The 12,523-nt window shown below is 63.5% G+C and carries 12 protein-coding genes; 5 read left to right on the top strand and 7 right to left on the bottom strand.

The window, feature by feature from the left end:
• Positions 1-124: 124 nt before the first annotated feature.
• Both C4K27_RS23000 and C4K27_RS23005 read left to right on the top strand, forming a co-directional pair.
• Positions 125-727, top strand: coding sequence for a Yip1 family protein (locus tag C4K27_RS23000; RefSeq protein WP_007931790.1), 603 nt, complete (start codon positions 125-127; stop codon positions 725-727).
• A 144-nt stretch (positions 728-871) separates the two neighbouring features.
• Complete coding sequence (locus C4K27_RS23005; protein WP_053262270.1) at positions 872-1,363, top strand: SprT family zinc-dependent metalloprotease; 492 nt, start codon at positions 872-874, stop codon at positions 1,361-1,363.
• Positions 1,364-1,378: 15 nt separating this feature from the next.
• Here C4K27_RS23005 and C4K27_RS23010 read toward each other — a convergent pair whose 3' ends face one another.
• Both C4K27_RS23010 and C4K27_RS23015 read right to left on the bottom strand, forming a co-directional pair.
• Positions 1,379-2,560, bottom strand: coding sequence for a CaiB/BaiF CoA transferase family protein (locus tag C4K27_RS23010; RefSeq protein WP_053262271.1), 1,182 nt, complete (start codon positions 2,558-2,560; stop codon positions 1,379-1,381).
• 151 nt (positions 2,561-2,711) lie between these two features.
• Positions 2,712-4,046 (bottom strand): dicarboxylate/amino acid:cation symporter, encoded by a 1,335-nt coding sequence (locus C4K27_RS23015; RefSeq protein WP_007931783.1) that lies wholly within the window; start codon positions 4,044-4,046, stop codon positions 2,712-2,714.
• Positions 4,047-4,392: 346 nt separating this feature from the next.
• Here C4K27_RS23015 and C4K27_RS23020 point away from each other — a divergent pair, with 346 nt between their 5' ends.
• Complete coding sequence (locus C4K27_RS23020) at positions 4,393-5,391, top strand: AraC family transcriptional regulator (protein WP_053262272.1); 999 nt, start codon at positions 4,393-4,395, stop codon at positions 5,389-5,391.
• A gap of 9 nt (positions 5,392-5,400) precedes the next feature.
• Here C4K27_RS23020 and C4K27_RS23025 read toward each other — a convergent pair whose 3' ends face one another.
• From C4K27_RS23025 to C4K27_RS23035, 3 genes are all read right to left on the bottom strand, one after another.
• A complete protein-coding gene (locus C4K27_RS23025; RefSeq protein ID WP_007931779.1) occupies positions 5,401-6,747 on the bottom strand; it encodes an ATP-binding protein in 1,347 nt (448 codons plus the stop codon).
• Positions 6,744-7,421: a response regulator gene (locus tag C4K27_RS23030; RefSeq protein WP_007931776.1), complete on the bottom strand. Its 678-nt coding sequence runs from the start codon at positions 7,419-7,421 to the stop codon at positions 6,744-6,746. Before C4K27_RS23030 ends, C4K27_RS23025 begins: the two co-directional genes overlap by 4 nt.
• A 118-nt stretch (positions 7,422-7,539) precedes the next feature.
• Positions 7,540-8,142 carry a hypothetical protein gene (locus C4K27_RS23035; RefSeq protein WP_007931772.1) on the bottom strand — a complete coding sequence of 201 codons (603 nt, stop codon included), beginning with the start codon at positions 8,140-8,142 and terminating at the stop codon, positions 7,540-7,542.
• A gap of 144 nt (positions 8,143-8,286) precedes the next feature.
• Here C4K27_RS23035 and C4K27_RS23040 point away from each other — a divergent pair, with 144 nt between their 5' ends.
• A complete protein-coding gene (locus tag C4K27_RS23040; RefSeq protein ID WP_053262273.1) occupies positions 8,287-9,078 on the top strand; it encodes a dienelactone hydrolase family protein in 792 nt (263 codons plus the stop codon).
• Between the two features lie 103 nt (positions 9,079-9,181).
• Positions 9,182-9,907 carry a 4'-phosphopantetheinyl transferase family protein gene (locus tag C4K27_RS23045; RefSeq protein WP_053262274.1) on the top strand — a complete coding sequence of 242 codons (726 nt, stop codon included), beginning with the start codon at positions 9,182-9,184 and terminating at the stop codon, positions 9,905-9,907.
• A gap of 27 nt (positions 9,908-9,934) precedes the next feature.
• On the opposite strand, the gene C4K27_RS23050 is transcribed toward C4K27_RS23045, so the two are convergent.
• Entirely contained in the window at positions 9,935-11,545 is a 1,611-nt protein-coding gene (locus tag C4K27_RS23050) for an ATP-binding protein (RefSeq protein ID WP_007931766.1), read from the bottom strand.
• Entirely contained in the window at positions 11,542-12,267 is a 726-nt protein-coding gene (locus tag C4K27_RS23055) for a winged helix-turn-helix domain-containing protein (protein WP_053262275.1), read from the bottom strand. The genes C4K27_RS23050 and C4K27_RS23055 overlap by 4 nt, the downstream gene beginning before the upstream one ends.
• Between the last annotated feature and the right edge of the window lie 256 nt (positions 12,268-12,523).

Here is a 12,523-nt window from a genome sequence, read left to right on the forward strand (position 1 = left end):
GCAGGTCAGTCCTTTCTATACTGCGACATAAGGTCGCACACATATTCAGACCTTTACTTACTTGGCCGCTGGCCCGTAGGCGCTCCGTTGGGGGGCGATGGCAATAACAAAGGAGTGACTGACTATGATTCATCATGTCGTGGGACTCTTCACCCACCCCGATCAGGAATGGCGAGAAATACGTGGCGACGAAGAGGAAAGCATCAGCCACATGTACCTCACCCACACGCTGATTCTCGCGGCGATTCCGGCGATTTCGGCGTTTATCGGCACCACCCAGGTCGGTTGGGTCATCGGCAATCGGGCACCGGTCATGCTGACCATGGAAAGCGCGCTGTGGATGACCATCATGTCGTACCTGGCGATGCTGGGCGGGGTTGCGGTCATGGGTGCCTTCGTCCACTGGATGGCCCGCACCTACGACGCCAGCCCGAGCCTCGCGCGCTGCATCGCGTTCGCCACCTATACCGCGACGCCCCTGTTCATCGGTGGCCTGGCGGCGCTGTATCCGCACATGTGGCTCGGCATGATCGTCGGCACGGCCGCCATCTGCTACACCGTCTACCTGCTGTATGTCGGGTTGCCGACCTTCATGAACATTCCCTCGGACGAAGGTTTCCTGTTCTCAAGCTCCGTACTGGCCGTTGGGCTGGTGGTGCTGGTCGCGATCATGGCGTTCACCGTGATCGTCTGGGGTCTTGGCGTCGGCCCCGTTTACACCAACTGACGTCGCTCAAAAAACCAACACAATCTGCCAACACAGGCCGCCGCAAGGCGGCCTTCTAATCTGCGCAACGACCATTCGGCGCCTGGACGATTCGGAATGCATCGGCTTTGCGGCATACTCACCCGCTCTGGAGAGCCGTTAAGCATGCCCGAGCAACTCAATACCCGCGTCGAAGACTGTTTCCAACTCGCTGAATCCTTTTTCAAACGACCTTTCAAACGCCCGGTGGTCAGCCTCAAGTTGCGCGGCCAGAAAGCCGGTGTCGCCCACCTGCACGAGAACCTGCTGCGCTTCAACCCGCAGCTGTACCGGGAAAACACCGAAGACTTCCTCAAACAGACCGTGGCCCATGAAGTCGCGCACCTGATCGCCCACCAACTGTTCGGCGAGCGCATTCAGCCCCACGGCGAAGAATGGCAACTGATCATGCGCGGCGTGTACGAACTGCCGCCCAATCGCTGCCACACCTACGAGATACAGCGCCGCAGCGTGACCCGCTACATCTACCGCTGCCCCTGCGACAACGACTTTCCGTTTTCCGCCCAGCGCCATCGCCTGGTCACCCAGGGCCGACGCTATCTGTGTCGGCGTTGCCGGCACACCCTGGTGTTCAGCGGCGAGATGCGGGTGGAGTGAACCCGGCCCGGCGCCCTACAAGATGACCCGGCCCTGGCGCAGTTCGGCGATGCGCTGCACGCTGTAACCCAGCTCAGCCAGCACCTGGTCGCTATGGGCGCCCAGTTCCGCCCCGATATGCCGCGGCTCCGGCAGCCCCTGGGAAAACTTCAACGGACAGGCCATCTGCGCCTGGTAGCTGCCATCGCCACGCGGCACCTGGCTGACCAGTTGCCGCTCCTGCAACTGCGGATGCACCACCGCCTCCGCCAGGCCCAGCACCGGTTCGACGCAGGCGTCGACCCCAGCAAACAACTCGCAGAGCTTGGCAAAATCGTGCTTCTCGAACTCGACCTGCAAGGCCTGCTTGAGCGCCTGCTGTTGTTCCGGCTGCGGCGACAGCCCCTGGGCCGCCAGTTCCGGACGCCCCAGGGCCTTGCACAGCGCCTGCATGAACGGCGGCTCCAGGCTGCCCACCGACAGCCAGCGACCATCCCGACTGCGGTAATAGTCATAGAAGCTGCCGCCATTGAGCACCTGCTGCTCCGCCGCGGGCTCGATTCCGCACGCCAGGTAGCCGGCCCCGGCCATGGCGTTCAGGCTGAACACGCAATCGGTCATGCTCACGTCCAGGTGCTGCCCCAGGCCGCTGTGCTGGCGGGCAATCACCGCCGCCAGCAGGCCGATGACCCCATGCAGCGAACCGCCGGCGATGTCCGCCGCCTGGATGCCCAGGGGCAGCGGCCCGCTGTCCTTGCGCCCGGTGTAGCTGGCCAGGCCCGCCAGGGCCAGGTAATTGATGTCGTGGCCGGCGCGATCCCGGTACGGGCCGGTCTGGCCGTAACCGGTGATCGAGACATAGATCAGCTTCGGGTTCAGCGCCTTCAGCGCCTCGTAGCCCAGCCCCAGGCGCTCCATCACCCCGGGGCGGAACTGCTCCAGGACGATGTCGTATTCCAGCACCAGTTGGCGGATCACCTCCAGCGCCTCGGGCTGCTTGAGGTCCAGCGCCAGGCTGCGCTTATTGCGATTGAGGTAGGCATGGCTGGCGGAGACGCCCTGATCGTGGGGCGGCAGCACGCGCAGCAGGTCCATGCGGGTCGGCGATTCGATGCGCAGCACCTCGGCGCCCATGTCCGCCAGCAGCAAGGAGGCGAACGGCCCCGGCAGCAGCGTGGAGAAATCCAGTACCTTGAGTGACGCCAGTGGCCCTTGCATGAGCACCCTCCCTTGCCGATTGACTGCCCACAGAGTAGGCAGCGTCTCGAGGTCCGGCAATCACCGCAAGCGCCACCCGGGCTGACCGTTGCGCTCAAACTCCGGGCATGAAAAAACCCGCCGCAGCGGGTTTTTCATCGACGTGGTGAAGTTACTTCACGGACGTCGGGGTTGGGCCTTCGGCAACGCCCAGGTCATCTTCTTCGCGAGTGTCGCTGATAGCACGACCACCGGAAGCCAGCTCGGCCTGCAACTGGTCTTCGTCCAGCTCCTTGACCCACTTGGCGACCACTACGGTGGCTACCGCGTTACCCACCAGGTTGGTCAGCGCGCGGGCTTCGGACATGAAACGGTCGATACCCAGGATCAGCGCCAGGCCGGCCACCGGCAGATGCCCCACAGCCGACAGGGTCGCCGCCAGCACGATGAAGCCGCTACCGGTCACGCCCGCAGCACCTTTGGAAGACAGCAGCAGCACCAGCAGCAGGGTGATCTGGTGAGTGATGTCCATGTGGGTGTCGGTCGCCTGGGCGATGAACACGGCCGCCATGGTCAGGTAGATCGAAGTACCGTCGAGGTTGAAGGAGTAGCCGGTGGGGATCACCAGGCCCACTACCGATTTCTTCGCGCCGAGGCGTTCCATCTTGATCAGCATGCGTGGCAGGGCCGATTCCGAGGAGGAAGTACCCAGCACGATCAGCAGCTCTTCACGGATGTAGCGGATCAGCTTCAGCACGCTGAAACCGTGGGCGCGGCAGATGGCGCCCAGCACCACCAGCACGAACAGCACGCAGGTGATGTAGAAGCAGATCATCAGCTGGCCCAGCTGCACCAGCGAACCCACGCCATAGGCGCCGATGGTGAAGGCCATGGCACCCAGCGCACCGATCGGCGCGAGCTTCATGATCATGTTGATGATGTTGAACATCACATGGGCGAAACGGTCGATGAAGTCCAGCACCGGCTTGCCATAGGCACCCAGGCGGTGCAGGGCGAAACCGAAGATCACCGAGAACATCAGCACTTGCAGGATGTCGCCGTTGGCGAAGGCGCCGACGATGGTGTTCGGAATGACATTGAGGATGAAGCCGACGATGCTCTGGTCCTTGCCGGCGGTGACGTAGGCCGCCACTTTCGAGGCATCCAGAGTGGACACGTCGATGTGCATGCCGTTGCCCGGCTGCACCACGTTGACCACGACCAGGCCGATCAGCAGGGCGATGGTCGAAACGATTTCGAAGTACAGCAGCGCGTAGCCACCGGTCTTGCCCACCGATTTCATGTTCTGCATGCCCGCGATACCGCTGACGACCGTACAGAAGATGATGGGTGCGATGACCATCTTGATCAGTTTGATGAACCCGTCACCCAGGGGCTTGAGGGCCACACCGGTCTGCGGGTAGAAGTGACCGAGCAGGATGCCGATGGCGATGGCAACGATCACCTGGAAATACAGGGATTTGTACAGTGGCTGACGAGTCGTCATTGCAAAGTTCCTCAAGAGCACCGTTGCACACCATCCATCGATGCACACGACGCCTAAAGTGCGAACCCTCCTGCACTGGAGGGATTTGTTGTGTAGAGCTGCGGGGAACACCTTTCGTTGCTCCCTTCTCCTTACTCGCTATCGCAAAGCCCGTGCCAGCTTGCCCAGAATCCCTGAAGGTCTTTGGACATCAGGGTTTGCGCTAGCCTTCGCTCTCCCTGCCCCTACATGAAGTGGCGGATTTCCGCCCATCGCCCGACGCTCGTCCTACAATTTGGCGGATATCCGCCTTGCCTAGTCGTTGTCGGCTGTTAACATCCGCCACTTAATGGACGGATCAACCTTCATGCGCGAACGCACCATCGCCAGTCATTTCGCCCGCGCCGCCCTGGGCGGGGCGCGCCGGCGGGGCTACGACTATTCGGAGCTGCTGCAGACCCTGGGCATCAGCCTCGAACTGCTCAACGAACCCAAGGCCCGTATCGCCCCCGAGCAGTTCGCCAGCCTGCTGCAACAGCTCTGGCAAGTCCTGGACGACGAGTACCTGGGGTTTGGCGACGGCCCGAGCAAGCGCGGCACCTTCGCCATGATGTGCCACGCCCTGATCCACTGCAGCAACCTGGAAAAGGCCCTGCAGCGCGGCCTGCTGTTCTATAGCCTGTTCCCCCAGGCACCGCGGCTGAGCCTGACGCGCGAAGGGGACATGACCCGCCTGAGCCTGGACGACGCCGCGCTGTGGGACCCGGACCACTTTCTCAGCGAGAGCCTGCTGGTGATCTGGCATCGCCTCGGCAGTTGGTTGATCGGCCAGCGCATCCGCCTCGAGCAGGCCTGTTTCAGCTACCCGAAACCCGAGCACGGCAACGAATACGACCTGCTGTTCCCCTGCCCCCTGGTGTTTTCCCGCGACTGCAGCAGCCTGCTGTTCCACAGCCGCTACCTGAGCATGCCGCTGCTGCAGGACGAACGAACCCTCAAGCACTTTCTCGAGCGCTCCCCCGCCGACCTGCTGGCCCGCCCGGACGACGGCGACAGCCTGAGCAGCCAACTGCGCCGCCTGCTCAGCCGCGACAGCAACCATTGGCCGGACTTGGAAAGCATCGCCCAGCACCTGCACATCAGCCCACAGACCCTGCGCCGGCACTTGCGCGAAGAAGGTACGAGTTTTCAGGAATTGAAGGATCAGTTGCGGCGCGATATCGCCATCTACCACCTGCGTCGGGCCGACCTGTCGTTGCAACAGATCGCCGAGCAGACCGGCTTTTCCGAGCCATCGGCCTTTCACCGCGCGTTCAAGAAGTGGACCGGGCTGACCCCGGGCGCCTACCGCGCCCAGGAAACCTGAGCGCGCCGATCAAATCGCCGGGAAGTGAATGCGGAACGCCGCCCCGCCCAAGGTGGAATCGCCAAGGGTCAGTTGCGCGCCGTAGCTGTCGATGATGTCCTTGACCACCGCCAGGCCGATCCCCTGCCCCGGATGCTGGCGATCCAGCCGTTCGCCGCGCTGGAGAATCCGCGCCCGCTGGTCCGGCGGCACGCCCGGCCCATCGTCCTCGACACACAACTGCGCGCCGTGGAGGTCTTGGCGGACACTGATGCGCACCTCGCTCAGGCACAGGCGGTAGGCGTTCTCCAGCAGGTTGCCCAGCAATTCGAGCAAGGCTCCATGCTCGATCGGCACATAGCAGCGCTCCGGCAGATCGAACGAGACCCGCACCTGTTTGTCGCGATAGACCTTGTCGAGGGTGTCGCACAGGCTTTTCAGCACCGGGCGCAAGCGCACCTGGTGGCGCACCAGGCCGCTCTTGCGCAGGCTGGCGCGCTGCAGCTGGTAGCTGATCTGCTGGCTCATGCGTTCGATCTGGGTCTGCAGCACCCAGGCCTGTTCGCGGTCTTGAGGACGCAGGGCCATGTCCTCGCTGACCCCTTGCAACACCGTCAGCGGGGTCTTCAGGCTGTGGGCCAGGTCATCCAGGGAATCGCGATAACGGCTGCGTTGCTCGCGCTCGCTGTGCAGCAGGCGGTTCAACGAGCCGGTCAGGCGCAACAGTTCGCGTGGATGTTCTTCGCTGAGGCTTTGCCGGGTGCCACTCTCGATTTCGTCCAGCTCCTGGCTCAGCCGGCGCAATGCCTGCAAGCCCCAGGTCAGGCCGAGCCAGAGCAGCGCCAGGAGCACCAGCAACGCAGCGCCGAACCCGAGGTAGAGGTTTTCCCGCACTCCTTCCAGGGTCAGCTGGTACTCACGCACCGGCTGCAAGGCGACGATGCTGAACGCCGCGCTTTTACCGCCCAGCAGCTTGACCTCGACGTCGTAGACGAAAAACTCCTGGCCGTTGACCTCACGGATACGCGCGAACTCGTTGCCGCGCCCGTCATACCGTGGCTTGTAGTTGATGTTCTCTTCCTGGGTCGCCTTGGAGCGCCAGACCAGCCGCCCCTCCCGGTCGTAGATGTAACCCAGGAGACGGCTGTCGGTCAGGTTGAAGCGCTCGTCCGGCAGTTGCGCCGGCATTTGCAGGTGATTGTTCTCGACCCGGGCCGCCGAGATCAGCGTGGTCACGTCGGAGGCCAGGCGCTGCTCGATGGAATCCTGCAGCGCCAGGCTGAACGCGCCTTGCATGGCCGGCAACAACGCCAGCATGAACAGCACCGCCAGCGTCGTGGCCGCCAGCATCAGGCGCAGGCGTAACGATCGGATCATCGGCAGCGCTCGTTGAACAGGTAACCCAGGCCACGCACGGTATCGATGGGCTTGAAGCCCGATGGCCCTTCCAGCTTGCGCCGCAGGCGGCCGACCAGCACCTCGATCACGTTCGGATCGCGCTCGTCATCGTCCGGGTACAGCTGCTCCATCAGCCGGTCCTTGGCCACCACCTGCTGATGGTGGCGCATGAGGTACTCGAGAATCCGGTACTCATAGGCGGTCAACGCCAGCGGCTGTTCGTCGAGCGAAGCCTGCTTGCGATTGAGGTCGAGCAGCAGCGGGCCGGCGATGATGGTCGACTGGGTGAACCCGCTGGAGCGACGCAGCAGCGCATTCAGGCGTGCGTCCAGCTCCTCGAACTGGAAGGGCTTGACCACATAGTCGTCGGCGCCGGCGGCCAGCCCTTCGACCTTGTCCTGCCAGTTGCCGCGTGCCGTCAGGATCAGGATCGGAAACGCCTTGCCCCGCGAGCGCAGCTGGCGGATCAGGTCCAGCCCGCCCATGCCCGGCAAGCCCAGGTCGATCACCGCCAGATCATGGTTGAACTGCTCGGTCTGATACAGCGCCTCCTCGGCATTGGCCACGGACTCGACCACATGGCCGCTGTCCGTGAGGCGGGTTTGCAAGTGATGGCGCAGCAGCGCCTCATCTTCAACGACGAGCAGTTTCATGCAGCTCTCCCAGGCAAAATTCGACATCTCCAAGGGCGCTCAGGCGCCCTGATCGTATATATGGCAACGCCGGATCTTGCCTTGGCAGATCCGGCGCGCTCAGAACCAGGACAATATTTTAGAAAGCGTAGTTGGCCGACAGGTAGGTCTGGGCGCTGCTGGTCAGGCTCAGCGAACCCTGCTTGCTGCCACTGCGCTCGCTCATCTCGGTGCTGGCATTGCTGCGCAGGTAACGGTAACCCAGTTCGACCGAGGTGTTCTGTGAAACCTGCTGCAGGACACCGGCCTGCACGCCGACGGCATAACCGATATCGCTGTCGCGGCTGAAGCCTGGGGAATCCTGGGTCAGCTTGGTCAGGCCCGCGGTACCGCCGCCGAACAGCTTGGTGCTGCTGGTCACCGGCAGGAACACATCGTAGCTGCCGAGCAGGTTTTCCTGGCGCAGTTTAATGCCATTGTGCGAGCCGGAGACATTGTCGTAGGTGGCGTAGTAGCGGTGCTGGTCATTCTGCTGACCCAGGCGCACGCCCCAGGTGTTGTCCTTGCCGATCACACCGTCGGCGTTCGGGTTGTTCAGGTTGCTGTTGAGCAGGCTGGACTTCTTGACCTTGTCGCTGGTCTGGCCATAGGTAAGGCTGGCGAAGTTGCTGTCGGCGGCCTGGACGACAGCGCTGGCGCCGAGAACAGTGAAGGCCAGGATCATCTTCTTGAAAGTAGTCATGGGTGTTTCCTCATTCGCTATGTGTTTTTGGGTACGGGAGCCAGACTACCGACCCCGCCCTGAACTCCCCCTGAACACACTCTGAACCTCGGCTGAATCAAATCGACTAGGCTGTCTGGCAGTCTTTTAAAAGGAGAACGGACCATGCGCGCGCTTTTCGCTTGCTTGTTGTTGGCTTTCTGCGGCTTGAGCCAGGCAGCCATCAAGACCCAGGAAATCCCCTACCAGAGCCCCGACGGTACCCGGCTCATCGGCTACTACGCCTATGACGACGTGTTGAAAGGGCCACGCCCAGGAGTCGTGGTGGTGCATGAATGGTGGGGCCTGAACGACTACGCCAAACGCCGGGCCCGGGATCTCGCGGCCTTGGGCTACAGCGCCCTGGCCATCGATATGTACGGCGACGGCAAGAACACCGAGCACCCGAAAGACGCCATGGCCTTCATGCAGACCGCCTCGAAAGACAGTGCCGCCGCCAGCGCGCGCTTCAAGGCCGGGCTCGACCTGCTGAAGAAACAACCACAGACCGACCCGGCCAAGCTGGCCGCGATCGGCTACTGCTTCGGCGGCAAGGTGGTGCTGGACGCAGCGCGCCAGGGCCTGCCCCTGCTCGGCGTGGTGAGTTTCCATGGCGCCCTGGTCACCAGCACCCCGGCCACTCCCGGCAGCGTCAAGGCGAAAATCCTGGTGGAGCACGGCGCCCTCGACAGCATGGTCACCGCCGATAACGTCAGCGCCTTCAAGGCAGAAATGGACAAGGCCGGCGCCGACTACCGGTTCGTCAACCTCGAGGGCGCCAAGCACAGCTTCAGCAATCCGGATGCCGACCGCATGAGCCACGGCGAACATGGCGGGCTGGACATCGGCTACAGCAAGGCCGCCGATGAACGCTCATGGGCAGACATGCGAGAGTTCTTCAAAAAGCTGTTCGGCTGACCCCGCGTCGACCGCCCCGAGACTTCAATTCCCGGGGCGGCGGCATCGAGGCCGGTGCTTGCCAGGCTACCCTCCAGCCTTACAACCCGGCAAAATGCCTGGCATGAATCTCATCCCCACCCTCCCCGCCTGCTGCACCCCACTCGACGACCAGTGGCCGCTGCCCGACGCCCTGCCGGACGTCGTCCTGCTCGGCACCCATTTCGATGCCTCGCGCCTGGCCAGCGATGACTTCCAGCTCAGCGCCATCGAGCCGCCCGCGAGCATTCAACGTTCGGTGGCGAAACGGCAGGCCGAGTTTCTCGCCGGGCGTTTCTGCGCCCGCGCCGCCCTGCAACGCCTGGACGGCCTGGACTGCATTCCGCCGATCGGCGAGGACCGGGCGCCAATCTGGCCGACGCACATCAGCGGCTCGATCACCCACAGCACCGGGCGTGCCGCGGCAATTGTCGCGCGCAAGGAGCATTGGCGCGGGCTGGGCATGGACCTGGAGAACCTGCTCAACAGCGAACGGGCGGAACGCCTGGCGGGGGAAATCCTCATCCCGACCGAAATGCAGCGCATGGCCGCCGCCCCGCGGGAACAACTGGCGCTCTGGGTCACCCTGACCTTTTCGGTGAAGGAAAGCCTGTTCAAGGCGCTGTACCCGATCGTCCGGCAACGCTTCTATTTCGAACACGCCGAAGTGCTGGAGTGGACGGCCAGCGGCCAGGTTCGCCTGCGCCTGCTGACCGACCTGTCCAACGAATGGCGCAATGGCAGTGAACTGGATGCGCAATTCGCCCAGCAGGACGGGCAACTGCTGAGCCTGGTCAGCATCCGGGCTTGATGCCCGGACGAACCTGAGCGCAAGCCCTCAACCTTTATCCTGATGCCGTGGCCAGCTCAGGCTGAAGCAAGCGCCGCCGAGGGTCTTGCTCCTGCTGATCAACGCCCGGCCGTCGTGCCAGTGAATGATCCGCCGCACGATCGACAACCCCAGGCCGTGCCCACCCGAAGCGCGGGTACGGCTGTCATCCAGGCGCAGGAACGGGGTGAAGATCCGCTCCCAGGCGCTTTCCGGAACCCCCGGACCATCGTCCTCGACATCGACCCGGCAACGCATCTGCCCCACCTGGTAACTGACCAGCACCTGCGACTCGGCGTGGCGCATGGCGTTGCTCACCAGGTTCTGCAACGCCCGATGCAGGTAGCGCGGCTCGGCCTCGACCCAGGCGCCATCGCAATCCGCCGCGGACAGGCACGAACCACGCTGCACCTTGACCTGCGCCCGCAACGGCGCCAGCTCGCTGATCACCTGGTTGATCAGCGCGTCCAGGTCGATGCGCTGGAAGTTCAGCGCTGGCGAACCCTGCTCCAGCCGCGCATAGGTGAGCATTTCGTCCACCAGCCGGTCGAGGTCCTGGATATCGTTGTCCATGCCCTCCATGTACTTGTCCCGGGCCTGTGGGGTGGTCGCCGAGCCGATCATCTCCAGGCCAAAGCGCAGGCGCGCCACTGGCGTGCGCAACTCATGGGACACCGCACGCACCAGCTCGCGCTGGATCGCCAGCAAGCGCTGCAAATGCTCGGCCATGCCGTTGAAGGCCGCCGCCAACCGTCCCACCGAGTCGGCGCCACCGGCCGGCACCCGGGCTTCCAGGCTGCCCTTGGCAATACGCGTGGCCGCCGACTCAAGGCCACGCAAGCGTCGCTCCAGCTGGCGTACCAATAAATAGACGATCAGGCCGATCAGGCTCAGGCCCAGCACCGCGATCAACACCAGCCATTGCGGCGGGTAGGGATTCATCTGGTACAGCGGGCCGATTTCCAGCACCCAGGGCGTGCCCACCATCCCTGCGAACACACGGATCGAATCACCGCCCTTGCCCAGCGCCATCACCGTATCGCCCTCGGCAACCCGGCGACGCTGGTCCTCGTCCATGTCCGCGTCGTCCTGGGTGACCAGGTGCATGTCGAAGCCAAAGCCTTTGTTCTTTTTCAGTGCCGCCAGGCGTTCCGGCTGCTCGGCCACCGGAAAGCGCACCAGCTCGTCGGCCAGCAGATAGATAGTCGCCCGCGCCAGTTGCTCGCTGATCTGCTGCACTTCACCGGTCAGCAACAATTGCTCAGGTTCGCTGACCAGACGGTAGACCCGTGCCGCGTAAGGCCCGGTCTGCTCCACCAGGGCCTGGCCGCGCAGCACGCGGTTGCGCTGCCCGAGGTCGAGACCGGTCTGGGTGAAGGTTTGCAGGGTCAGCGGAATGCCCAACAGGCGCTCCCACACCGCCAGGGCTCGACGGCGCTCGATCTCGCTCATGGGTTGCAGGTTGTCGGCCATCAGCGAGAACGTGCCGTGGGCCAGGCGCTCGCGGTATTGCTCGCTGCGCACCTGATTGAGCAGGTGCAGCGCCAGTACGCCCAACAGCGCCACCAGAATCAGGGCGGCGCACATGCCGCCGTAGATGCGCAGGAATATGGAGTTCACGGCGACAGGTCGGCAGCGGCTTCAGGGACGAACAGATAACCCTTGCTGCGGATGGTCTTGATCAGCCGCGGGTGCTCCGGATCGTCGCCGATTTTCGGACGGATCCGCGAAATGCGCACATCAATGGAGCGGTCCTGGCCGTCATAGCCGATGCCGCGCAGGGCGGTGAAGATTTCCTCGCGGGACAGAATGCGCCCGGCGTTGGCCACCAGCAGCCAGAGCAGGTCGAACTCGGCGCTGGTCAACTCGATCCCGGCCTCGTGCAGCCAGGCCTCGCGCAAGGCGCTGTCCACCACCAGCGGGCCGAATTGCAGGCGCCGGGATTTCTCCGGCGCGCTGCTTTCCACGGGTTCGCTGCGCCGCAGCAGGGCCTGGATCCTGGCCAGCAACAGCCGCGGACGGACCGGCTTGCACACGTAATCGTCGGCACCGGTGTCCAGCCCCAGTATCTGGTCCATGTCGTCGGTGCGCGCGGTCAGCATCAGGATCGGCCCGTCGTAGCGATCGCGGACCTTGCGGCAAATGCTCAGGCCATCCTCGCCGGGCAGCATCAGGTCGAGGATCACCAGATCGGGTTGTTCGGCAATGATCCGCGCCGTGGCCAGGGCGCCATTACCTTCGATGGCGACACGCAATCCATTGCTCTGCAGATATTCACAGGTCAACTCGGCCAGTCGCTGATCGTCCTCGACGATCAATATCTGCCACGCTTCTTGCTCCACGGTGACCTCTGCTTGCCAGATACGGGCTCAGGAAGAATCCGCCCGTCTTTTTGTAATGTGAGATGGATAAAACAATGTCTGGAAGGCCCGATTGTAGCAACGGCAAAGGCCGTGAACACAAGGCGCTGAATGCGCTCGGTAAAGGCGTTTTTTTGTGATAGGGTTCGCGCCCGCAAAAATCCGCCCCGGGCAGTTTTACAGGGTAAAAAACAGTGACAAACGGTAGGATCCAGCCCTGCTGCGGCCTGCGTGAGGC

The organism is Pseudomonas chlororaphis subsp. chlororaphis, assembly GCF_003945765.1.
Lineage (GTDB): Bacteria > Pseudomonadota > Gammaproteobacteria > Pseudomonadales > Pseudomonadaceae > Aquipseudomonas > Aquipseudomonas chlororaphis.